This window comes from Pseudomonas sp. WPR_5_2, assembly GCF_003634475.1.
Taxonomy (GTDB): domain Bacteria; phylum Pseudomonadota; class Gammaproteobacteria; order Pseudomonadales; family Pseudomonadaceae; genus Aquipseudomonas; species Aquipseudomonas izuensis.
This window is the reverse complement of sequence record NZ_RBLA01000001.1, coordinates 1,521,385-1,544,665: the sequence shown is the minus strand read 5'-3', so window position 1 is coordinate 1,544,665 and position 23,281 is coordinate 1,521,385. Positions and strand designations below refer to the sequence as shown.

General features: G+C 62.1%; 23 protein-coding genes. 19 read left to right on the top strand and 4 right to left on the bottom strand.

What is annotated here, in order from left to right; translation table 11 throughout:
• Positions 1-187: 187 nt before the first annotated feature.
• From BJ917_RS06835 to BJ917_RS06745, 19 genes are all read left to right on the top strand, one after another.
• Positions 188-2,140: a cytochrome D1 domain-containing protein gene (locus BJ917_RS06835; RefSeq protein ID WP_096512414.1), complete on the top strand. Its 1,953-nt coding sequence runs from the start codon at positions 188-190 to the stop codon at positions 2,138-2,140.
• A gap of 12 nt (positions 2,141-2,152) precedes the next feature.
• On the top strand, positions 2,153-2,809 hold the full coding sequence (locus BJ917_RS06830; protein ID WP_121102740.1) for an SCO family protein: 657 nt from the start codon (positions 2,153-2,155) through the stop codon (positions 2,807-2,809).
• On the top strand, positions 2,806-3,462 hold the full coding sequence (locus BJ917_RS06825; RefSeq protein WP_096512412.1) for an SCO family protein: 657 nt from the start codon (positions 2,806-2,808) through the stop codon (positions 3,460-3,462). Before BJ917_RS06830 ends, BJ917_RS06825 begins: the two co-directional genes overlap by 4 nt.
• Before the next feature lie 9 nt (positions 3,463-3,471).
• Positions 3,472-5,022: an ABC transporter substrate-binding protein gene (locus BJ917_RS06820; protein ID WP_096512411.1), complete on the top strand. Its 1,551-nt coding sequence runs from the start codon at positions 3,472-3,474 to the stop codon at positions 5,020-5,022.
• Between the two features lie 13 nt (positions 5,023-5,035).
• A complete protein-coding gene (locus BJ917_RS06815) occupies positions 5,036-5,989 on the top strand; it encodes a peptidylprolyl isomerase (RefSeq protein WP_096512410.1) in 954 nt (317 codons plus the stop codon).
• A gap of 222 nt (positions 5,990-6,211) precedes the next feature.
• Complete coding sequence (locus tag BJ917_RS06810) at positions 6,212-6,742, top strand: response regulator (RefSeq protein WP_096512409.1); 531 nt, start codon at positions 6,212-6,214, stop codon at positions 6,740-6,742.
• An 84-nt stretch (positions 6,743-6,826) separates the two neighbouring features.
• A complete protein-coding gene (locus BJ917_RS06805) occupies positions 6,827-8,533 on the top strand; it encodes a GspE/PulE family protein (RefSeq protein ID WP_121102738.1) in 1,707 nt (568 codons plus the stop codon).
• A complete protein-coding gene (locus tag BJ917_RS06800; RefSeq protein ID WP_121102736.1) occupies positions 8,514-9,317 on the top strand; it encodes a hypothetical protein in 804 nt (267 codons plus the stop codon). The genes BJ917_RS06805 and BJ917_RS06800 overlap by 20 nt, the downstream gene beginning before the upstream one ends.
• A 1-nt stretch (position 9,318) precedes the next feature.
• Positions 9,319-9,864 carry a pilus assembly protein gene (locus BJ917_RS06795; protein ID WP_096512406.1) on the top strand — a complete coding sequence of 182 codons (546 nt, stop codon included), beginning with the start codon at positions 9,319-9,321 and terminating at the stop codon, positions 9,862-9,864.
• A complete protein-coding gene (locus BJ917_RS06790; RefSeq protein WP_096512405.1) occupies positions 9,851-10,399 on the top strand; it encodes a GspMb/PilO family protein in 549 nt (182 codons plus the stop codon). Before BJ917_RS06795 ends, BJ917_RS06790 begins: the two co-directional genes overlap by 14 nt.
• Positions 10,399-10,917, top strand: a complete 519-nt coding sequence (locus tag BJ917_RS06785) for a hypothetical protein (protein WP_096512404.1) — start codon at positions 10,399-10,401, stop codon at positions 10,915-10,917. The genes BJ917_RS06790 and BJ917_RS06785 overlap by 1 nt, the downstream gene beginning before the upstream one ends.
• Positions 10,914-12,821 (top strand): secretin N-terminal domain-containing protein, encoded by a 1,908-nt coding sequence (locus tag BJ917_RS06780; protein WP_121102734.1) that lies wholly within the window; start codon positions 10,914-10,916, stop codon positions 12,819-12,821. Before BJ917_RS06785 ends, BJ917_RS06780 begins: the two co-directional genes overlap by 4 nt.
• 2 nt (positions 12,822-12,823) lie before the next feature.
• On the top strand, positions 12,824-13,297 hold the full coding sequence (locus BJ917_RS06775) for a type II secretion system protein (protein WP_096512402.1): 474 nt from the start codon (positions 12,824-12,826) through the stop codon (positions 13,295-13,297).
• A gap of 4 nt (positions 13,298-13,301) precedes the next feature.
• Positions 13,302-13,676 (top strand): type II secretion system protein, encoded by a 375-nt coding sequence (locus tag BJ917_RS06770; RefSeq protein WP_096512401.1) that lies wholly within the window; start codon positions 13,302-13,304, stop codon positions 13,674-13,676.
• Positions 13,651-14,190, top strand: a complete 540-nt coding sequence (locus BJ917_RS06765; RefSeq protein ID WP_096512400.1) for a type II secretion system protein — start codon at positions 13,651-13,653, stop codon at positions 14,188-14,190. Before BJ917_RS06770 ends, BJ917_RS06765 begins: the two co-directional genes overlap by 26 nt.
• Complete coding sequence (gene csgE / locus BJ917_RS06760) at positions 14,187-14,576, top strand: curli production assembly/transport protein CsgE (RefSeq protein WP_121102731.1); 390 nt, start codon at positions 14,187-14,189, stop codon at positions 14,574-14,576. The genes BJ917_RS06765 and csgE overlap by 4 nt, the downstream gene beginning before the upstream one ends.
• The gene (locus tag BJ917_RS06755; protein ID WP_121102729.1) at positions 14,573-14,989 is read left to right on the top strand and encodes a curli assembly protein CsgF; all 417 of its coding nucleotides are present in this window, start codon (positions 14,573-14,575) and stop codon (positions 14,987-14,989) included. Before csgE ends, BJ917_RS06755 begins: the two co-directional genes overlap by 4 nt.
• Positions 14,990-15,017: 28 nt before the next feature.
• Positions 15,018-15,881, top strand: a complete 864-nt coding sequence (locus BJ917_RS06750) for a CsgG/HfaB family protein (RefSeq protein ID WP_096512397.1) — start codon at positions 15,018-15,020, stop codon at positions 15,879-15,881.
• Positions 15,882-17,091: 1,210 nt separating this feature from the next.
• Positions 17,092-17,367 carry a DUF6124 family protein gene (locus BJ917_RS06745; RefSeq protein ID WP_121102727.1) on the top strand — a complete coding sequence of 92 codons (276 nt, stop codon included), beginning with the start codon at positions 17,092-17,094 and terminating at the stop codon, positions 17,365-17,367.
• 104 nt (positions 17,368-17,471) lie between these two features.
• Here BJ917_RS06745 and BJ917_RS06740 read toward each other — a convergent pair whose 3' ends face one another.
• From BJ917_RS06740 to BJ917_RS06725, 4 genes are all read right to left on the bottom strand, one after another.
• Positions 17,472-18,920 carry a curlin gene (locus BJ917_RS06740; RefSeq protein WP_121102725.1) on the bottom strand — a complete coding sequence of 483 codons (1,449 nt, stop codon included), beginning with the start codon at positions 18,918-18,920 and terminating at the stop codon, positions 17,472-17,474.
• 27 nt (positions 18,921-18,947) lie between these two features.
• Positions 18,948-19,409 (bottom strand): curlin, encoded by a 462-nt coding sequence (locus BJ917_RS06735; protein WP_096512394.1) that lies wholly within the window; start codon positions 19,407-19,409, stop codon positions 18,948-18,950.
• A gap of 61 nt (positions 19,410-19,470) precedes the next feature.
• On the bottom strand, positions 19,471-21,720 hold the full coding sequence (locus BJ917_RS06730; protein ID WP_121102723.1) for an Ig-like domain-containing protein: 2,250 nt from the start codon (positions 21,718-21,720) through the stop codon (positions 19,471-19,473).
• 35 nt (positions 21,721-21,755) lie between these two features.
• Positions 21,756-23,099 carry a hypothetical protein gene (locus BJ917_RS06725; protein WP_096512392.1) on the bottom strand — a complete coding sequence of 448 codons (1,344 nt, stop codon included), beginning with the start codon at positions 23,097-23,099 and terminating at the stop codon, positions 21,756-21,758.
• Between the last annotated feature and the right edge of the window lie 182 nt (positions 23,100-23,281).

Genomic DNA, 23,281 nt, shown 5'->3' with positions numbered 1-23,281 from the left:
CGTGGGAGCAAGGCTTGCCCGCGATGGGAGCGCCTTGGTTTTGCGGTGTGGCTGCTGACGCCATCGCGAGCAAGCTTTGCTCCCACAGGGTCGAGATTGGCCGTGCGGTTGTGGGAGCAAGGCTTGCCCGCGATGGGAGCACCACGGTTTTGAGGCAGGCACAGATCTGGTAAAGGGGAGAAGTGGCATGAACAGGACCATCACATTCGCCAGTTGTGCCCTGGTTATCGGGGTGGCGCTGATCTGGCTGGGGGTATCGCGCACGTCGCCCCCGGTCATGCTCAGCGAGGTGACGCTGCCCGACACCTGGACCGGCCAGACCCTGGAACGTGATGGCGTGTCCGTGGTGCTCGACATGCGGGCACTGGCCGAAGATGGCGTGCTGCGTGAAGGCGAATTCGCCGATGTGCGGTTCCGTGTCACTGACAAGGCTTCAGGCCAACCGCTGGCAGGCGTTGCCCCGGGTGCCTGGCTCGACCCGGAAACCGTGGCCGCCGACCAGGCCCAGGGGCGCGAACAGAGCTGCAAATCCCGGGTCGGCGTGTTCCTTAAATCGAGTATCGGCGCGCGCCCGCTGCTCGACCTCAACAGCTACTTCCTGCTGGTGATGAACCGCGATGCCAGCGTCTCGGTGGTCGATCCCTCGGTGTCGGTGGGCGGGATCACCAGCACCCTGACCCGGATCGACCTCAAGCAACCGCCGATGGACTGGGTGACGCCGCGGGACAACAAGCGGGTCTTTGTGTCGATGCCGGCGGCAGGCGAAGTCGCGGTGATCGACAGCGAACAATTCAAACAGCTGGACTCGGTGGCGGCCGGCAGCAACCCGGTGCGGGTGGCCTTGCAACCGGACGAACGCTTGCTGTGGGTCGGCAACAATGCCAAGGCCGCGGAGCAGTCCGGGGTCACCGTGATCGACACCACCAGCCTGAAAACCCTCAAGCACCTGGCCACGGGCGGCGGGCACCACGAAATCGCCTTCAGCAAGGACAGCCGTTTTGCCTTTGTCAGCAACCGCGACGATGGCACCCTGAGCATCATCGATATCGCCAGCCTGACCCTGATCAAACAACTCAAGACCGGCTCGCACCCGCTGTCGGTGGTGTACTCGCCGCTATCAGGCGCCGTGTACGTGGCCGACGGCAAGGACGGCACCGTCACCGTGGTCGATGCCGCGAGCCAGTCGGTGCGGCGGGTGATCAAGATGAAACAGGGGCTGGGCCCGATGGGCTTCAGCGCCGACGGCCGTTTCGGCATCGTGCTCAACACCCTGGAAAACCGGGCCTCGGTGATAGACGCCGCCACCGATTCGCTGATCCATGAACTGGACGTGTCCGCCGAACCCTATCAAGTGGTGTTCACCAAGGCCTATGCCTATGTTCGTGGCCTGGCGTCGTCCAAGGTGACCATGATCAACCTGTCGTCGCTGGGGGAAGGCCGCCAGCCGATCAGCCAGGGATTCGAGGCGGGTACCCAGCCACCACGCCTGGCCGGCGACTTGCCGCTGGCGTCGAGCCTGGCGGTGTCACGGGACGACAATGCGGTGTTCGTGGTCAACCCGGTGGACAACACCACCTACTTCTATGCCGAAGGCATGAACGCACCGATGTCCGGCTATCCCAATCGCGGGCAAGTGGCGCGGGCGGCGCTGGTCATCGACCGCAGCCTGCGCGAGGTCGAGCCGGGCCTGTACAGCGCACGGATCAAACTGCCGCCGGCAGGGCGTTTCGACGTGGCGTTCCTGCTCAATCAACCGAACATCATCCATTGCTTCAGCACCGTGGTCGAAGCGAGCAAGAACACCGTGCAACACGCCGGTGTGCCGAAAGTGGAGTTCATGCTCGACCACTCCACCGTCGCGCTGGGTAGCCCGTACGTGGTGCGCTTGCGCATCGTCCAGGGCAAGCAAAAGGCCCGACTCAGCGGCGTCAAGGACGTGCAGGTGCGCTACTTCCTGGCGCCGAGTTCACGGTCTCAACGGGTGGCGGCACGGGATGTCGGCAACGGGGTTTATGAAGCCCCGGTCACCCTCGACCAGACAGGCGCCTGGTATCTGCACGTGCGTGCGGCATCCCTGGGCGCGACCTTCGACGACCAGACGTTTGCCAGCGTTCGGGTGTTGCCCGGCGAAACTCATTGAGAGGACATCGACATGAACCGATTTGCACATCGTGGACTGCTGACGCTCTGCCTGCTGGCCGTTGGTGTCGGCCAGGCCCTGGCTCACTCGGCAGATGAGCACGCCGGCCACACCCGAGCGGCGAAAAGCACCAGTTCGGAGACTGCCCAGGTCAAGTTCGCCGACGTGGCACTGGTGGACCAGAACGGCAAGACCGTGCGCCTGGAAAAGGACCTGGTGCAAAACAAGATCGTGGTCATGAGCTTCATCTACACCAGTTGCACCACGGTCTGCCCGGTGGTGTCGTCGATCATGGGCAAGGTGCAAAAGCAGCTGGGGGCACGGGTCGGTACTGAAGTGCAGCTGGTGTCGATCAGCATCGACCCGCAGCGCGACGACGCCAAACGCCTGAACGATTACGCGCGTACCTTCCAGAACGGTCCGGGCTGGAGCTGGCTCACCGGCTCCCCGCAGTCGGTCAACGAAACCCTCAAGGGCCTGGGCAGCTTCAGCGGCGATTTCAAAAACCATCAACCCTTGATCCTGGTGGGTGACGGCAACAGCCGCCACTGGACGCGTTACTACGGTTTCACCGACCCGGCCGTGCTCAGCCGTGAAGTGGAGAAACTCAGCGGCGAGCGCAACGCCCACGCCAAACACACTGCCATTGCCATGGAGCATCAGCCATGAAAGCGCTCGCCTTGATCCTCCTGACCATGTGCTTCTGCGTGATCAGCTTCCTGGCGTTTTCCCATGAAGGGCATGGGCAAACGGTGCCGGCTGCCGCTGAAGCGCCGGCGGCGTCCGGGATGCCTGCGGCGTCTGTACAACAACCGGCCAGCGGTACCCACGATGCCAAAACCTGGTTCACCGACACCCCGTTGCAGGACCAGAACGGCAATACCCTGCGCTTCTACAGCGACGCACTACAGAACCGCGTGGTGCTGCTCAATGTGATTTACACCAGTTGCAACGATGCCTGCCCGTTGATCACCCAGAAACTCAAGCAAGTGCGTGAAGTGCTGGGCGACAAGGCGGATGGCGTCACCTTTATCTCCCTTACCAGTGATCCGCTGCGGGATACTCCAGCGGTACTCAAGGCTTACACCTTGAAGCAGGGCGTCGATGGCCCCCACTGGCTTTTTCTTACCGGCGACAAGGCGCAAATGGATCTGGTCCTGGGCCGTATCGGCCAGATCGTGCCGACCCCCGAGCAGCACTCCACGCAGTTGATCGTTGGCGACGTGGCCAACAAGCGCTGGAGTAAAATCCGCCCCGATGCCCCGGCCGCCGCCATTGCCCAGCGCTTGCAGTTGCTGACAATGCCTGTGGCCGGTCGCTGAGTGCGCGTCATGAAAAACGCCCTCATCCTCGGCCTGCTCCTCCTCGCAAGCGTGAGCCTGACCGCCCGGGCGCTACCGCTGTCTCCCGGCGAAAGCGCCGGCAAACGGCTGTACCGCGAGGGTGTGTCGGCCAGCGGTGAGCCGATCATGGCCCGGGTCGGGGCGGCGGACATGGTGCTGCCGGCGACCAGCCTGCCGTGTGCCAATTGCCATGGCATCGATGGCCTGGGGCGTCCCGAGGGCGGGGTGCGGCCGCCGGAATTGACCTGGTCGCGGCTCACCAGCACCTATGGCCAGCAGCAGATCAATGGGCGCAAGTATCCGGCGTATACCGAAAGCACATTGGCCAGGGCGGTGCAGGAGGGGCGCGACCCCGGCAACAATCGTCTCGACCCGGCGATGCCGCGGTTTGTGCTGTCGATGAACGATCAGCGCAACCTCACGGCCTACCTCAAGCGTCTGGCCGAGGACCGCGATCCGGGCCTGAGCCCCGACAGCCTGCACCTGGGCACCTTGCTGCCGGCCACGGGCGCGTTGAGCGAGGAGGGCGCCACAGTGGCGGCGGTGCTCAAAGGCTGCATCGCACGCATCAATAAGGCGGGCGGGATTCATGGCCGGCAGTTGCACCTGACCATCCTCGACCCGGGGCCCGATCGTGCCAGTGCCGTGCAGGCGTTGAATCAACTGATCGAACAGGAACAGGTGTTCGCCCTGATCGCTCCGCTGGCACCGGCCCTCGAGGCGGAACTGGCACCGCGCCTGGAACAGGCCGGTGTGCCGTTGATCGGGCCACTGTCATTGCAAGGCCCGGCCCAGGTCAGCCGGCAGATTTTCGAACCGCTGCCGGGGTTGCGTGAGCAAATGATTGCCTTGGCCGATTACGCCGCCACCAGTCTGCGGGTGTTGCAAGGGCCCACGCTGATCACCTACTCGGACGAGCCCGGCCAACGGCAGGCCGCGGAGAACCTCGCCCAGTACCTGCAAGACAACGCCTGGCAGAAAGTGCGCCTGCAACTCTGGCCGTCGGCGCCGGACGAATTGCCGCTGGGCTCGCGCTCGGTGTTCTATCTGGGCAACAGCAGCGGGTTCAGCCGCCTGGCCGAACGCTTGCAGACGGCGGGTCAGGTGCCCTACCTGTTCGCCGCGTCGAATCAGGTGGCAGGCGATTTGTTGCAGATGCCCAGCGCCTTTTCCCGGCGGGTGTTCCTGGCCTATCCGTTCGTGCCCGGCGACTGGACGCCGGGCGGGCGGCTGGCCCTGACCCAATTGCGTGAACAGCAGAAGCTCGGTGGCGAGCATGCGGTCCTGCAGGTCGGCGCGTTCAGTTCGATGATGTTGTTCAGCGAAGGCATGAAAAGGGCCGGGCGCGACGCCAGCCGCGAAAAGCTGGTCAGCGCCCTGGAGGGCCTGCATGACTTCGATACCGGACTGACCCCGCTGATCAGTTTCGGACCGGGTCGCCGCCTGGGCCTCAACGGCGCCCATGTGGTCACGGTGGACCTGTCCGACCAGCGTTTCTATCTGGTTGCCCCTTACAAACCCATTGCCGCGATGCCCTGACCGGAGGCCGAACATGAAACTCAACACTGTGCTGATCCTGTTGACGTTGTGGGTGCCTGCGGCGTTTTGCAGCAATGGCCAGGTCGCGGCCCGGGTCAATGGCGAGGAAATTTCGCAGTTGCGCCTGGAGCGCTATTTTGCCGAGTACCTGGAGGATCAGGGCCGGGCGGTCGCCAGCATCCGCAGTCCCAGCGCGTACAAACAGTTGCGCAAGGCTGCGCTGGACGCCTTGATCGACAAGGAATTGCTCTGGCAGGAAGCGGTCAGGCGCGGGGTGGTGATCAGTGATGCCACGGTGCAGAGCCAGGTGGACCAGACGCGTCAGGCCATGGGCGGCGCGCAGGTGTTCGCCCGGCGCCTGGAGGATGCCGGTTTCGATGAGGCCGCTTATATCGAGTACACCCGCCGGGACCTGGCGGCGCAGAAAATGTTCAGCGAACTGACCAGGGTCAGTGAACCGGACGAGCAACAGGTCCATGCTTTTTTCGAAGAGTACCGCGCCCAGATGATCCGGCCCGAGGAAATACAGGTCAGGCATATCCTGATCAAGGTGCCTCAGGGTGCGGATGCTTCCACTGTTACATCCGCGAGACTACGATTGGAGGCAATGCGCAAGAGGATTGCTGAAGGGGCAGACTTCGCCAGTGTCGCCCGCAGCGAATCCGAAGACGCATCGGCCAGCCAGGGTGGCGATCTGGGCTACTTTCCCCGCGGGCGCATGCAGCCCGAGTTCGAGGCGGCAGCCTTTGCCCTGGCACCGGGAGCTGTCAGTGAACCGGTACGTACGGCGGTTGGCTGGCACTTGATCTATTTACAGAACCGAATGGAGGCAGCGGATGTCACAGAGGAGCAAGGACTTGACATGGTTCGGGCTTACCTTGCCCGACAGAAACAGGTCAAAGCTCGTCTGCAGGTTCTGGCACAGCTGCGTTCCAGCAATCGGATCGAACGGATCGACGACGATTGAGCGGTTCCCCAACAGTGGGGAAAAGGTTCAATGCACACCCGTTCGGTTTTCCCCGCTTTTGGGGGGTGGGTTACGTGGACGAAAAGGCATTGTTTTTAAATTCAAGGACATGAAGCGATAAAACGACCGGCGCTCAGCCTGGCATGAAGTGTGCGTTAGACCTTGTAAGGCGCGCACTCCGCCAGGTTCGGTATTCGGCCCTGCGGTTTCAAGGAGTCCACCTTGTTAAACAAAATACTGGTTGTCGAAGACGAACAGCTGCTTGCCAAAAACCTCCAGGATTATCTGCAGGTGCAAGGGCTGGAAGTCCGGATTGCTCATAACGGGGCAGAAGGCATCGATGAAGCCGAAAGATTTGCCCCCGATGTGATGGTGTTCGATTACCGCTTGCCGGATATAGAAGGCTTTGAGGTGCTCGATGCCGTCCGCCAGAACAGGAGCTGTCATTTTGTGCTGATCACAGGGCACCCAACCGCAGAGGTTTGCGAGCGGGCCCGGCAACTGGGAGTCAGCCATATCCTGTTCAAACCGTTTCCATTGGCGGAACTGGCCCGTGCAATTCTTGATCTTCTGGGGATGCAGCGCGAACCCAAGACAGGCATGAACACATCCGAAGGATTCGTCGAACGACGCCAGAGCAGGACCGAAAGTTTCCCGCTGCAGTTGTACGACGGTAGTTGGGTGCTTGCCGATCGCCGAAAAAATTCGGCCGCCAGGGCGCCAGACGACGAACAATTGCTCACCGGGGAGTAGTGGCGCGACAAGACGTTCCGGCACCCGCCGCAATTGCTCGCCGCGCCGACAGGGCTCAAAGCCCCGGGCGTTGGAGAGCAAGCCATGGACCGTCTATCCCTTGTCGTCGATGCAGTGCCGCTCGAATGTGTACCGACCCGGTTTTCCAGTGAGCAATTGGCCCAGGCCCGTTCCTTGGCCGCCAGTTCCGGCGAGCGAGTCCTGCAAGCCCTCGGGGAGCTGTGCGATCTGGCCCCCATGCCCTTCATCCAGTGCCTCGGCACTACCCTGCATTATCCGGTGCTCGACACCGACAGCCTGTTTCAAGCCACCCCGGTGTTCGACCGGGTCACCCTGGCCCAATGCCTCAAGCGCGAATTCACCCTGCTGCGGCACAACGATGAGGTGATTGGCGTATTTGCCGACCCCTTCGACACTGCCCGCCTGGCCTGGATCGACGATTGCCTGCACGGCGCACCGCTTTACCTGGTGCACGCCGACGACCTGAAAGCCTACCTGGCGCGCCACGAAGAGAGCTTCCACGCCGTGGAGTCGCTCAACGCCCAGGCCGACGGCAGTACTGAGATCGATACCCTGCAAAGCCTGTCCCTGACCAGCATCAGCGAAGACTCCAGCGTGGTGGTCAAGCTGGTCAACTCGACCCTCTACGACGCCCTGAAAATGCATGCCAGCGATATTCACCTGGGCACCACCGGCAGCGGCCTGGTGATCAAGTACCGCATCGATGGCGTGCTGAACAACATCAGCAAGATCCAGGGCAGCGAGTTCGCCGAGCAGGTGATTTCCCGGGTCAAGGTCATGGCCGAACTGGACATCGGCGAAAAACGCGTGCCCCAGGATGGCCGCTTCAAGATCGGCATCAGCGGTCGGCAGATCGACTTCCGGGTGTCGATCATGCCGAGCATTTTTGGCGAAGATGCGGTGCTGCGGGTGCTCGACAAACAGGACCTGGCCGACAAGGTTTGCGGCGTGCAGTTACAGGCCCTGGGCTTTGAAGAGGAAACCCTGCGCCAACTGCGCCGCCTGGCCGCCGAACCCTACGGCATGGTGCTGGTCACCGGCCCCACCGGCAGCGGCAAGACCACCACGCTGTACGCGATGATCACCGAGATCAACCACGGCGTGGACAAGATCATCACCATTGAAGACCCGGTGGAATATCAGTTGCCGGGCGTGCTGCAAATTCCCGTCAACGAGAAGAAAGGCCTGACGTTCGCCCGCGGCCTGCGTTCGATCCTGCGTCACGACCCGGACAAGATCATGGTCGGTGAAATCCGTGACCCCGATACCGCGCAAATCGCCGTGCAATCGGCACTCACCGGCCACCTGGTGTTCACCACCATCCACGCCAACAACGTGTTCGATGTGATCGGCCGCTTCACCCAGATGGAAATCGACCCCTACAGCCTGGTCTCCGCGCTCAATGCCGTGCTGGCCCAGCGTCTGATTCGACTGGTCTGCGCCAGTTGCAGCGCCCCCTACACCCCTGGCGAAGAGGAGCTGGAAGCCTCGGGGCTCGATCCGCAACAGGTCGCGCATTACCGCTTCGTCCATGGCAAGGGTTGCGGCCATTGCCGGGGTACCGGCTACCGGGGACGCAGCGCGATTGCCGAGTTGCTGCACCTGGACGATGAACTGCGGCAAATGATCGTCGAGCGCCAACCCATTTCGAAAATCAAGGCCCACGCCTGCAAGCGTGGCTTGCGCCTGCTGCGCGAATCCGCGCTGGAACTGGTGCAACAAGGCCGGACCACTCTCGAGGAGATCAATCGTGTCACTTTTATCTCGTGAGCGTTATGTCGCCGTCCTCGGCGCCAGTGGTGTCGGCCTCGGCCAGCGCCAGGGCAGTCAAACCCTGTGGCTGGGCAGCGTCGGCTTCATCGATGAAGGTTTCCTTGCCTGGACCGTCGCCCTGGAAACCCTCGACCGCCTGCTCGGCGAACATGCCCGCGCCGGTTCGGAACTGACCGTGGTGATCTCTGGCCACTTCAGCCGTTTCTGCCTGGTGCCCTGGAGCGACCAGATCGGCAGCCCTGACGAACTGCTCGGTTTTGCCCAGCTGTGCTTCGAAGACCTCTACGGCGCCCCGAGCCAACCCTGGAGCCTGGTGCTCTCGGCTGAACCCGCCGGCTACGACCGGATCGCCACGGCGCTGCCGCAAGACCTGCTGGAGCGCCTGCGCACCCTGGTCAGCGGTCGGGGCCTGCGCCTGCGTTCGGTGCAGCCGTACCTGATGGCGGCGTTCAATCATTTCGACAGGAGCTTCGACGCCGGGGACTTCCTGTTCGTGGTTGCCGAGCCGGTGCGCAGCGTGTTGCTGCTGGCCCGTGAAGGGCGCTGGACGGCGGTGCGCTCGGTGGGCAGCAGCGACAGCGATGCCGCGCTGACCGCGCTGATCGGTCGCGAAAGCCAATTGCAGGCCTCCACCAGCGAACGGCCGCTGAACGTTTACCTGCACGCCCCGGCGCGCATCGACTCGCACCCTGATGTACCCGGTGTGCACCTGCGAACCCTGGAAGAGGACCGGACAGACGTACGCGATTGCCTGTACGTCATGTCCCGGGCGGTGGCCTGACATGCGCGCCTTGATGCTCGACTTTCAACCTCGTCACCGCTCGACCCCGCTGGGCTGGAGCCTGTTGGCCGGTGGCGTGGTGCTGGCGCTGACCTGCGTGGTGATCCAGCAACACCTCAGTGTGGAGGCCGAGCAACAGCAAGGTCATCTGCAAACCACCCAGCGCGTCCTCACCGGTGACACCGGCACCAAGGTCAGCCTGACCCCGGCGGAAACCCGCGAGCAGGCGCAGAACCTGGCCGAGATGCGCAAGGTGTCGCAGCAATTGCGCCGGCCCTGGGAGCGGCTGTTCGCCACCCTCGAAGCCATGCCCCGCGAGAACATCGCCTTGCTGACCCTGACCCCGGACGCCCGCAAGGGCCAGGTGCGGATCAGCGCCGAGGCGCGGGACCTGGAGGCCATGCTCGATTTTCACCAGCGCCTCGAAGCCACTGACGAGTTGTCCGACGTGTCGCTGCTGAGCCACGAAATCGTTGCCAACGTGCCGGAGCAACCTGTCCGGTTCAACTTGTCGGCTACCTGGGAGATTGGCGATGCAAATCCCTAGATTGATCGTCCACGAGTACCTGCAACGCCTGGGCGTGCCTGGCCTGGCGGGGCTGGCCCTGCTGATGCTGGCGTTGACCTGGGGCCTGGCCGGGCTGTTGCCGGACTGGCAATCGTTGCAGAACCTGAGCCAGCAGACCCGCGAAGCCAGCGAGTACCTGGCCAAGGTTGAGGACGGCACGGTGGCCGCCCCGGTGGTGCCGCAACGTCAGCTCGATGATTTCCGCAGCAAGTTGCCGTCGCAGCCCCAGGCGACAGTGGCCATCGACAAGATCTACGCATTGGCCGCCCTGGAGCACATCACCCTGGCACGTGGCGAGTACTCGCTGGGGGTCGATCCCAAGACCCACCTGGCCCGTTATCAGATTCTGCTGCCGGTGCGGGGCAGCTACCCGCAACTGCGGCGCTTCCTGCACGCCTTGCTCCGCCAGTTGCCGGCAGTGGTGGTGGAGGACGTGGAGTTTCAGCGCAAGAAGATCGCCGACACCGACCTGAACGGGCGGATCCGCATGACCCTTTACCTGTCGAGGTCATGATGAACAACAAACGCGCAGTGGGATGGGTGGCGTTCCTCGGTGTGGCCGCGGCGCTGACCTGGTTGCCCGAATATTTCAAACAGGCCGATGACACCGGGGTCGACGTGGCCGCGGTGGCCACGCCTGCCAAAGACAAGGTCCGTGGTGCATTGCCGGCCGCCAAGGCCGCCGAGGCGGCAGCGCAAATCAAGGATTTGAGCCCGGCCGGCGACCTGTTCGCCGCCCGCAGCTGGAAGGCCGCACCGACCCTGGCCAGCGTCACCGAACAAGCTGTCAACGTAGCTCCCGTGGTGCAGGTCCCCACTGCACCGCCAATGCCTTTCCAGTTCATTGGCAAGATGGATGACCGCACCGACCTGCAAGTGTTTTTGCAGAACGGCGAGAAAATCTACGTCGTGCGCAAAGGGGATGTGATCGACGAAACATGGAAGATCGAGGGGATTTCCGATCTGGAACTGAGCCTCGTCTATTTGCCTCTGCATTTGTCCCAGACTCTGTCTGTGGGGAGCGAGCAATGAACAAATCCCGTTTGCTGTTGAGCATTGGTCTGTGTGCCGGGCTGGTCGCGTGCAGTTCTTCGCAGGTTGCCAGGGATGAAGCGTCGGAACTGATGGAGTCGGGTCAGTACGAAGCCGGTCTGGCGCGGATCGAGGAGGGGTTGCGGCAAAACCCTCGAGATACTGAGTTGCACCTGGCACTGAACAGTAACCGTGCCCGTGCGGTGACCACGCTGTTGACCCAGGGCGACATGGACCGTGCCCAGCGCGATTTCGCTTCGGCCCGCATGGCGTACGGCCGGGTGTTGACCATCGAACCGAACAACCGCCGGGCCCAGGACGCGCTGCGCCAGCTCGAGCACATGCGCAACCTGGATGAAAAACTCGAACTGGCCCGTGGCGACCTGCGTCGTGGCGACATCTACGGCGCCGATCGTCAGGTCAAACAGATCCTCGAACTGGACCCGAACAATGAAGGCGCCCTGGCGTTGCAAGGTGACATCCGCCTGGTGCAGAGCCGCAACGTGGTGCCTTATCCACAACTGCGCACCCGCCTGGACAAACCGGTCACCCTGGAGTTTCGCGACGCCAACCTCAAGACCATCTTCGAAGTGCTGTCCCAGGTCGCCGGGTTGAACTTCATCTTCGACAAGGACCTGCGCCCGGACATGAAAGCCACCATCTTCGTGCGTGACGTGCGCATCGAAGACGCCGTGGAACTGCTGCTGCAACAGAACCAGCTGCATCAGAAAGTGGTGAACGAAAACACCCTGCTGATCTACCCGGACACGCCACAGAAACTCAAGGACTATCAGGAGCTGGTGATGCGCACCTTCTACCTGACCAGCATCGATGCCAACACCGCGCTGAACATGGTCAAGACCATGCTCAAGACCCGCGATGTGTTCGTCGATGAACGCCTTAACACCCTGACCATGCGCGACACCGGCGACGCGGTGCGCATGGCCGAAAAACTCCTGCAATCGCAAGACCAGTCCAACCCGGAAGTGGTGCTGGAAGTGGAAGTGATGGAGGTCGCCACCCAGCGCATTCTCGACCTGGGCCTGCAATGGCCGAACACCTTTGGCGTGGTCAACAGCGACGGTTCGGCGGTGAGCATTCTCGATCAGCTCAAGGGCATCAACTCAAGCCGGATCACCATCTCGCCGTCGCCACAGGCCAAGATCAATGCCCAGGACAAGGACATCAACACCCTGGCCAGCCCGGTGATCCGGGTGAGCAACCGCGAACAGGCGCGTATCCACATCGGTCAGCGCGTGCCGATCATCAGCGCCACCTCGGTGCCGTCGACCCAGGGACCGGTGATCACCGAAAGCGTGACATACCTCGATGTCGGTCTGAAACTGGAGGTGCAGCCAACCGTGCACCTGAACAATGAAGTGGCGATCAAGGTCGCCCTGGAGGTCAGTAACGCCACGCCGCTGGAACCGACGCGCCAAGGCACGATTCCGGTTCAGGTCGACACCCGCAACGCCCAGACCACCCTGCGTTTGCATGATGGCGAAACCCAGATCCTGGCCGGGCTGATGCGTAACGACCATGGCGCCACCGGCAACAAGATTCCTGGCCTGGGCGACATTCCCGGCCTGGGTCGCCTGTTCGGCAGCAACAAGGATGACGTCAGCAAATCCGAACTGGTGCTGTCGATCACGCCACGGATCGTGCGCAACCTGCCGTACCAGAGCCCGTCGGACATGGAATTCCCCACCGGCACCGAAACCAGCATGCACATTCAGGCGCCGGACCGCCGGCTGGAAACGCCGACCCAACCTGAGTCTCCGGAACAACCTCTGTCTTCGGTACAGGCTAAGTCTTTGGTACAGGCTAAGCCTTCGGTGCAGGCTGAGCCTATCGGTCGGCCAGTCACCGCAACCAACGTGCAAGTCAGCGTCGGGAAGCCTTGATCATGAACGCCTCGCAACGCGGTTTTACCTTGATCGAAGTCGTGGTGACGCTGGCCCTGATCGGCCTGTTGGCCGGCATGGCCGCGCCGCTGACCGAGACCGTGGTGCGCCGGGGCAAAGAGCAGGATCTGCGCACCGCGCTGTACCAGATCCGCGATGCCATCGACGCCTACAAACGGGCCTTCGATGCGGGCTACATCGAGAAGACGCTCGACAGCAACGGCTACCCGCCCAACCTGAAAGTGCTGGTCGATGGCGTGCGTGATGTACGCAGTGCCAAGGGTGCGAAGTTCTACTTCCTGCGACGCATTCCCCACGACCCGCTGGCGGCGGTCAAGCGTGACGACGAAGGTGGCTGGGGCTTGCGTGCTTATGACAGTTCGGCTGAGAACCCACGGGATGGCCAGGACGTCTTTGACGTCTACTCCAAGGCCCGTGGCAAGGGCCTCAACGGCATCGCCTACCGGGAGTGGTGAGCATATGCGTCGGGAAAAGGGTTTTACCCTGCTGGAACTGATGGTGGTCATGGCAATCATCGCGACCCTGATGACCATCGCCTTGCCACGTTATTTCAACAGCCTGGAGGCCTCGAAAGAGACCACCTTGCGCCAGAGCCTGTCGGCGATGCGCGAAGCGCTGGACCACTACTACGGCGACACCGGGCGCTACCCCGACTCCCTCGACCAACTGGTCGAGCTGCGTTACCTGCGCAACTCGCCGATGGACCCGATCGCCGAGCGCAAGGACACCTGGGTCATGGTGGCGCCGCCTGACGGCGTGGCCGGTGGGGTGGCCGATATCAAGAGTGGTGCCACAGGGAGGGCGCGTGATGGCAGCCTTTATTCCGAGTGGTAGGCCTGCTGCAGAGGACGGTTTCACCTACCTGGGTGTGCTGTTCCTGATCATGATGATGGGCATGGCCCTGGCCAGTGCCGGCGAATTGTGGGCGACCGCCGCACGGCGTGACCGCGAACGCCAGTTGCTGTGGGTCGGCACCCAGTACGCCCAGGCACTGCGCAGCTACTACCGCAGTTCGCCAGGCCTGGCCCAGTACCCGAAAGACCTCGCCGACCTGTTGCAGGACGAGCGGTTTCCCAGCGCCAGGCACCATATCCGCCAGCTCTATCCAGACCCGATGGGCAATGGCGAATGGTTCCTGATGCGCGGCTTCGACGGACGCATCACCGGTATCAGCAGTGCGTCCACGGACAAGCCGCTGAAACAGACGAATTTTCCCACCCAGTGGTCTGACTTCAACGGCATGGCCAGCTACAAGGACTGGCAGTTCGTCGCCGAGAAGGCCTTTACCGACGGCGCGTCGGGGCCGGTGAAAGCTCAGTCCACGGCACCTCAGGCGTTGCAGCCATGAACCGCTTCTGTGTGGCGCTGATCCTGGTGTTGAGCACCGGCATGGCCTCTGCGGGCGAGGAGGACGAGATGCTGGGTTTCATCATCGACGACACGATCTCGCATATCGGCCATGACTTTTATTACTCATTCAGTGAACGCCTGCGCGCCACCAGCCCGATGGATTTCAACCTGGTGGTACGCGAACGACCTTCGGCTCGCTGGGGCAGCCTGGTGACCGTGGAGTATCAACAACACTTGGTTTATCGGCGCTTCCTGCCGCCGAACACCGTGGACCTCAAGGACGACGCCTATAACGCCGCCGACTGGGTACGCGGGCAGATTACCCAGCGCAAGCTGGAGACCTTGTTACAGGACACCACGGACCTTGAGAGGGACGAACTATGAAAACGAAAACGTTTTTGCAGCATGCGAGCTGGTGCTTGCTGGGGCTTGGAAGCTGTGCACTGGTCCAGGCCACGGAACTGGTCTACACGCCCATCAACCCCTCGTTCGGCGGCAACCCGTTGAACGGCACCTGGCTGCTCAACAACGCCCAGGCGCAAAACGACTTCGACGACCCGGATTTGAAAAACCGCACCTCGGCGGCCGGGACTTCGGCCCTGGACCGCTTCACCGCGCAGTTGCAATCGCGGTTGCTGGGGCAATTGATGGACAACATTTCTACCGGCAACACCGGAAGCCTGTCCACGGACGCATTTATCGTCAACGTCGTCGACGACTCAGGGCAGTTGACGATTGAAGTGACTGACCGGGCGACAGGCGAGCTTTCGGAAATCAAGGTCAATGGCCTGAATTAATAGGGATTTGGGACGGGGAGTTAAGGACATGAAAAAAATAATAGCGCTAGGGCTGATGTTGGCGGCATTACAAGGGTGTGCACTGCACGAGCCATTGCCGGCCGAGCAAGACCCGAAAATCCCGACCCTGACCCCCAGGGCCTCGACCTACTATGACCTGATCAACATGCCACGGCCCAAGGGCCGGTTGATGGCCGTGGTGTACGGCTTCCGTGACCAGACCGGACAGTACAAGCCGACCCCGGCCAGTTCGTTTTCCACCAGCGTCACCCAGGGCGCGGCGAGCATGTTGATGGACGCCTTGCAGGCCAGCGGCTGGTTCGTGGTGCTGGAGCGCGAGGGGCTGCAGAACCTGCTGACCGAACGCAAGATCATCCGCGCCTCGCAAAAGAAGCCGAACACCCCGGTGAACATCCAGGCTGAACTGCCACCGCTGCAAGCGGCGAACATGATGCTCGAGGGCGGGATCATCGCCTACGACACCAACGTCAAGAGCGGCGGGGAAGGGGCACGCTACCTGGGCATCGACATCTCTCGTGAATATCGGGTGGACCAGGTCACGGTCAACCTGCGGGCGGTTGATGTGCGCAGCGGGCAGGTACTGGCCAACGTGATGACCAGCAAGACCATCTACTCCGTGGCCCGCAGTGCCGGGGTGTTCAAATTCATCGAGTTCAAGAAGCTGCTGGAAGCCGAGGCCGGCTACACCACCAACGAACCGGCGCAGTTGTGTGTGCTGTCGGCGATCGAGGCGGCGGTGGGGCATATGCTGGCGCAGGGGATCGAGCGGCATTTGTGGCAGGTGGCCGGGGATAACACGCCCGTGGCTGATGCGACGCTGGATCGTTACCTGACGCAGAACAAGGTGACGCCTGAGGGTGAAGATCAGTGAACGAGGCGGCCTTCGGGTCGACCTGGTTCTTGTTGCTGCGCACGGTCCGCTTCTGTAGGAGCTGGCTTGTCGGGTCGCCGCATCGCAGCGAAGACGGCCTGCGAGCCAACCTGACTTTCACGGATGTACCCGGTTCAACTTGTAGGAGCTGGCTTGCCAGCGAAGGGGGCCTACAAGCCGACCTGACTTTCACGGATGTACCCGGTTCAACTGTAGGAGCTGGCTTGCCAGCGAAGACGGCCTACGAGCTGACCTGACTTTTGCGGGCGCACCCATCCCCTGTGGGAGCTGGCTTGTCGGGTCGCCGCATCGCAGCGAAGACGGCCTGCGAGCCGACCTGAATGTTGGTGACCGCATACATATCCATTCCTGCGGCAACGGCCACCTATGGTTCCGCTCTTACAGCGGGTCACTTGGAAAAGCCCCAAGTAACCAAGGGCTCTTGCCCCTTTCGTTCGGTGCCTCGCCCAGGCTCGGCATTCCCTCGCTCCGGTCCTGCTCCGTGGGCCCGCCGCGATCGGCCATCCCTGGCCGGGCGCGGCTAACCCGGCATCCATGCCGGGTTGCCCACTGCGCAGAACCTGCACTCGGCCTCTCGAGGGTGCAAGAAGATCAAAAGCCAAAACGAGGCGGCCTGACAGCCGACCTGGTTTTTGTGGATGTACTCCGGACCAAACTGTAGGAGCTGGCTTGCCAGCGAAGGCGGCCTACGAGCCGACCTGACATTCGCGGCTTCACCTGATCCCCATGTGAGCGAGCCTGCTCGCTCCCGTTCGGCTGCGCATCAGTCGTAAATCCATTGAACGCGGTGTGTCTGGTCAAACCGTATCGCCTGATTTCGGGGCCGCTTCGCGCCCCAGCGCGAGCAAGCTCGCTCGCCACGGGGGTTTGTGGTTGCAGGAAATTTCTTAGGACTCGGAGCAAGGCTACATCGCCTTGCGTCGCTGCCTACAACTACGCCAGAATCCGCCGGCTTGTTTGCCTTGACCTTGGTCTCTATCGTTTCCGTGTCGCTGTCAATTCAGCGATCGGGTTTAGCAGCTCGGTAACTATCAAGGCGCGCCAGTGTCACCCCGTTATGGTGACTGTGCGTGGGGCACTTCGGTGCGCCGGGTTCCTTGATCCCTGGTCTGCTAACCCGCGTACAGTCGCCACCTCTTCGTTTAGCAGCGATGTTTGGCGGCTCCACTGATGATCAAGGAGCTTCACCATGCCCAAGCCCACCCCCAATCCCCCCGAATCCCCAACCGAAACCCCCACCCCCCACAACCCCAGCACCCTCTTTCATATCGCCCCAAACATCCGCACCGAAGACCTGCTCGCCCACGCCTGCGAATCCCTGGCCTCCGCCAGTGTCATGACCAGCGATCTGGCCACCTTTCTGGACGGCCCGCAGCGCAGCACATTGCTGGGTATCCAGCAGGTGATCATGCTGGCGGATCTGGCGGTGAATCGGGCTTTGGATAACCTCGATCCACAAGGTTGACCTGTAGGAGCAGCCTTCGGCAGCTCCTACAAAGAGCTATATGTACAGCCATAAAAAAACCGCGACCCTCCCCCAAGAGCCGCGGTTTTTTTCATGCCACACAATTATTGTTGCATCACGGTTGCCTGGTTGTAGTTGCCGGTCTGTTGAATGGTGGCGGTCTGGGTCATGCCGCTCTGGTCCACATTGGCGATGTTGCCGGTGCCGCCCTGGGTGACGTAGGCCACGTTCATGGTGTCAGCCTGCTTGACGGTGATCATGTTGTCGTCGCCCCACAGCTGCGTGGTGTACGCCTGGTTGCCGGTGCCTTCCTGGTTGAACTCGGTACTGTTGCCTGTGCCGTTGGTGGTGCCCTGTGCCAGGTTGGTGGTGCCGCGCTGGTCGGCGATCAGGATGTTGTCGGTGCCGTTTTGGTCGAAGTACAGCTCGTTATAGGAATCGGCCTGGCTGATCGTGGTTTTGTTGCCGTAGCCAGTCTGGTTGGTGGTCATGACTTGGCCGACGCCATCCTGTTTGAAGCTGGCGACGTTGCCGTCGCCGTTCTGTTTGACGGTGGCGAGCTGGTTGTAGCCGAATTGACCGCCCAGTTGCGGGCCTTTCCAGTTGCTGGCGTAGACCTTGTTGTCGTTACCCACCGAGGTGGCGTTGATGACCTGGCTGTCGCCGCTCTGGTAGGTGAAGTGCACGTTGCCGTTGCCCTGTTGATAGAGCGTGACGAGGGAATTGAGGGATTCGAACTGGTCGGCGTAGATGGCGTTGAGGTCGCCGACTTGCAGCACATTGGCCACGTTGTTTTCACCGAAGCTCTGGTCGACGATGGTTTCGTTGGTGTTGCCGTACTGGTTGATGGTGACCTGGCTGGTGAGTTGGGTGTCTTGCCAGACTTCGGAGCCGTTGCCGTCGCCATATTGGTTGATGGCCTGGGTGCCGCCTTCACTGTAGCGCTGGTCGCCGTAGGCATAGTTGCTGGTGCCGGCCTGGTTGATGTCGATCTGGCCGGCCATCTGGCCGATTTGTTCGGCGGTGGCGTAGTTGGTGGTGCCGTACTGGATGATCACCGCGTTATTGGCCGTGCCGAGCTGGATCTGTTCGATGTTGGCTTCGTTGCCGTCACCGTACTGGTAAGTCCTGCCGGAAGTGCCGTCCTGGCTGTCCTGATAGACGAACGAGAAGTTGCCGCTGCCTTGCTGTTGTTGCAAGGCTTCGCTGGCACCCACACCGATCGACTGGCTGGCATGGCTGGTGTTGTAGCTGCCGACCTGGTCCTGGGTGATGGTGCTGCCGTCTTCGTACAGCTGCTCGGCGTAGCCGGCGTTGTAGTCGCCGGTCTGGGTCTGGGTAATGGTGGTGGTGGCCGTGTCTTGCACGGCTGCTGCGTTGTTGCCCTGGCCCAGTTGCAGTTGGGTGATGGTACTGAACGGTGCCGCGTTTTGCTTCACATCGGCAATGTTGGCGTCACCGCTCTGGTTTTGGCTGGACACGCTGTCGTCGGCCATCGCCTGGGCGCTGACAATGACCAGCATGGCGGCGGTAAGGGGCGCAAGTTTGAACATGATGGAACCTCCAAAGGGTGCAGTGCTTTAGCGAAATTGAGTGACCGATACGCTCATTCCATTTCCTGCCTGGGTCACAGCACTTTGCTGCCCCGTGCCGGCCTGGACGATGTTGGCGTCGTTGTTGTTGCCGTTCTGGGATATCTGCGCGCGGTTGTGGCTGCCGGTCTGGGTGATGGACGCGGCATTGCCGGAACCTTGCTGGTTGATCAAGGCCATCAGGTCGCTGCCTTGTTGCAGGATGTAGGCTTCCTGATTGCTGCCGGACTGCACGATCTCGCCGAGCAGCGATTGGCCGTTCTGTTGCAACAGCGCGATGTTGGCCAGGCCGTTCTGGTCGATCAGTGCATGCTGGCCCACCGGTGGTGGCAGCTCGCCCAGGTCGGCGGCAGGCGCCAGGTCATCGTTTTCCATCAAGTCGTCGGCACGCACGCCTGTGCTGCTGCAAAGCAGGAGCAGGCAGAGCAGGGCGGTGGTCGGCGTTTTCATGGTGTCTTCCTTTTCACGAGAGGCTCGCCCCATTCACTCACCGAGTGAATGGGGCGAGGGCTCAGTTCGAGATCACTTGCACTGTGCGCACGGTGCCTTGGGACGAGGTGATGGTGGCGGTCGGGTTAGTCGATGGAACCACCGTGGTGAGGTTGTTCGCCGTGAACCTCCAGCGACCGGTCACCGGCACTGTGGTAGTGCCCAGGGTTTGCAGCCCGGTCGGGGTGGTGACCTGGATGGTGATGGTGTTGCCGGTGGTCACCGACGAGGTGCCCGCAAAGTCCCAGGTGAAGCGGTTGTTGGAGCGGGCCGACACCGTGGCCGTGGTCACCGCGAAGGTTTCCGCGGCTGGCTTCGGCGAGACTTGCACCGTGACCGTGGCCGGCGACACCGACACAGCACCGAGGCTGTCCCGGGCGAAGTAGGTGAAGGTCGTGGTGAAGGCCGTGGTGACCGAAGCCGGTGGGGTGTAGGTCAGGACGGTGTTATCAGGGCTAAGGGTGACAGTGCCGCGAGTTGGCGGTGTGAAGCTGCTGACCGTCAGCGGCAAGTTGCCTTCCGGATCGGTGTCGTTGGCCAGCACACTGATTGGAATGGCCACACCCAGGGTCGTGACGCTGTCAGCCACCGCCGTCGGAGCCTTGTTACCCGCCACGGTGATGGTCACCGTCGCCGGGGTGGTCGAGGCCAGGCCCTTGGCGTCTTGAGCCTTGTAGGTGAAAGTCACGGTCAACGGACCGTTGCCCGTCGTTGGTGGGGTGTAGACGACCGCTGACGTACCATTCAGCGCCACGGTGCCCCCGCCGATCGCTGGAGTCAACGCGGTGATGGTCAGTGGCGTGTTGCCGTCCGGATCGGTGTCGTTGGCCAGCAGGTTGAGGATGATCGGCACCCCGATGCTGGTACTGGCGGAGTCGGCACGGGCGATCGGCGCCTGGTTCTCACCGGTATCCGGCGCAGACCCAACCACTACGACCGTCTCGGTATCACTGCCGCCCGCCGCGGACTTGACGGTGACACTGGCCGGAGGCTGCTTCAGATCGGAGACGGTCAGGCTTTGCAGTGTCCCGGCTTTTGTCAGGCGTCCGTAACCCTGGGCAACCATGTCTGGCACGACCACTTCATCGGTGGACGTGGCTTCGATCAGCAGGCTGTGATTGCTCCAGTTGTAGCGAGCGGTCTGGACTTTCACCAGGTCGGTGAGTTTGCTCGATACAGAGGTCGGGCGGGTGGTTCCGGCCGGATTGGTGGCGGTGAGCACCACCACCGCAGGCACGGGGCCATCGATCTGATGCTGCTCAAAAAACAGGCCGTTGTTATCACCCCGCATGTTGATCAGGCATGGCGTAGGCGGTGTGGCGGGTACCAGGGCGACGGTTTCACGGAAGCACAACTTCGAGCTGTTGCTCGCTTTGCCGAAGACTTCGACCTGGGTACTGACGCCGGTACCGGTACCCGAGGCAGTACGCCGGTAGGTTGCACGGCTGAGGTCCACCTGTGTTTGCGCACGGCTGTCGAGGACTTTACCTGCCACGGTGAACAGGTTGGTCTCGATGGTCCCGGCCGGACCCTGGATGCGCACAAAGTTGGTGTTATTGGGGCTGCCGGAGACCTGTTCGGTGAGGTTCGGGTCGCCGACAAAGGTTTCGATAGCGCCGGTGTCCGGGTTCATTTCGGTGTAGGGGCCCCTGATGCTGCGCAGGAATGGCCCGATGGCACCGTTCAATGCCCCGCTGAAATTCCCCTGCGCACCGATGCCGATGTCCCGGGTGATGTTGATGGCGCGACGACCGGGTGTCGTGACGTTCACCGTCTCCACGCCATAGGGGTGGGTGATGGTGTAGGTCCCGGCGACGGGCACGTTAATCCGCATGCGAATCCGCGCAAAACTGATTTGATCGCCATCGAGCGGATTGCCACCGGCGAATGCCGCTTCAATACCGGCCACGTAGGCGTCCATTCCATAACCGGCGGCGTTGTTGGGGATGTTGGTTTCGGCAAGGAACCAGAAAGCTTCGTCTGGCCAGTTATCCGGGAACACCATCGGCAGGGTGTCGTCGAAAATGCCCGGGGTCGGCAGCAGGGTGCACATGTAGGCCGGTGGTGTGGTGGCTCCCACTCGCGAGCTGGTGGCCCGGGACTGGCACAGTTCCATCGACAGCTGATTTTTGTCCTGATACCAGATCGGGAATTTACCCGTAGCAAAGGTATAGGGGCCGGGGTCGACGGCAGCCAATTGCGCGAAAGCACTGCCGGACAGCGATAGAGTCAGTCCCAGGGCGTTGAGCGCCAGGCGTGGCAATTTATTCATGATGCCTCCTGATGAGGATCTGGTCATGTGAGTGTTCATTGCACGATGACCACTTCTTCGGTATCGCTGCCGCCATTGGATGACGTCACCTGGACCTTGGCCGGAGGAATCGGTGAAATTCCGGTGGACAAGGTCTGCACCGCGCCGCCGCTGAGGGCGCCGATCAGGGCACCCGAGCCGGTGGTGGCGGTGAGTACCGGTGGCGATGTTTCATCGCTGGTCGAAGCCTCAACGGTGATTTTTCCGGAGCTCAGGCTGTACTCGGCACGTGAGATCACCACCAGGTCGGTCAACGGCGAAGGCAACGTTGTCGGCGTACTGCTGGGGATGGCCAGGTGGTTGTCGGCGGTCACCTGCAGGGTGCTCGGTAACGTCGGGTTGGTTGCCGACTGGGCGTACCAGTGGCCTGTGCTGTCAGCTTCGGTCAGGCTCAGCGCAGGGTTGTTGCTGTCCAGCGTCACGGTGGCTGGCAGTGGCGGGGCCATGACGAACACGTCCTGCTGGGCCACCGGCGCACTTGTGCCTGCCTTGCGCGAGTAAGTGCTGCGCTCGGTGATCATCGGCGTGGGGCGCACCACCGTCGACAACTTGCCGGAAATGGCCATCACCGTCGTGCGCAAGTCCAGCCCGTTAGGCCCTTCGATGCGGATGTAGTTGGTGTTGAACGGGCTGCCGGTAAAGGCTTCTGAAAGGTTCGGGTCGCCAACGAATTGCTCGGCCTGACCGGTGACCGGGTTGGTCTCGGTGTAAGGGCCGCTGAGGCTGCGCAGGAAGGGACCGACGTCACCCTTTAGCGCGCCGTCGTAGGTTTTCGGCGCGCCGATGCCGATGTCCCGGGTCATGTTGATCGCGCGCTTCCCTCCGGCGGGAACGTCGAATATGTCGACGCCGTAGGGGTGGGTGATGGTGTAGGTGCCGGCGGTGGGCACGTCGACCCGAATACGGATACGGGCGAAACTGATCTGGTCGCCTTCGAGCGGGTCGCCTCCGCTGAAGGCGGCCTCGAGGGCGCTGACATAGGTCAGGTCGATACCTCGGGCGGCGTCGACGATGGATCCGTCGCCGGAGAACCAGAACGCTTCATCGGGAAAATTGCCCGGGAAAACGACGGGTTGGGTGTCATCGAAAATGCCGGGGTTTGGCAGCAAATTGCACATGTAGGTTGGAGCGCCCGGAGCGCTTGGAACCCTGGAACTGACAGCCTTGGACAGGCACAGGTCGAGGGTTCGACCATGGGTGTCCTGATACCAGGAAGCGAAGTTACCAGTGGTTGGCAGGTAGGGTCCCTTGTCTACAGCAAACAGTGCAGCCTGCGCAACGCCTTGGGCCAGAGCGGTCACGACCAGGACGGTCGCGGTCTTGGACAGTAAAGGGTGCATGAGTAATCCCTCTATCAAAGTACCTGCCCCTTGGATATGGGTCAGTTGGCAGGACTTCGGCAACTCCCATGCCAATAAGCAAAATTGGCCGTGAGAGGCCCGGTATACAGGCGTTCACCAGGCAAAGGGAGCCGCTTCCCCCACTAGTACTAATGGGCCTCTTTCCCCAGGTTTGGGGGTGG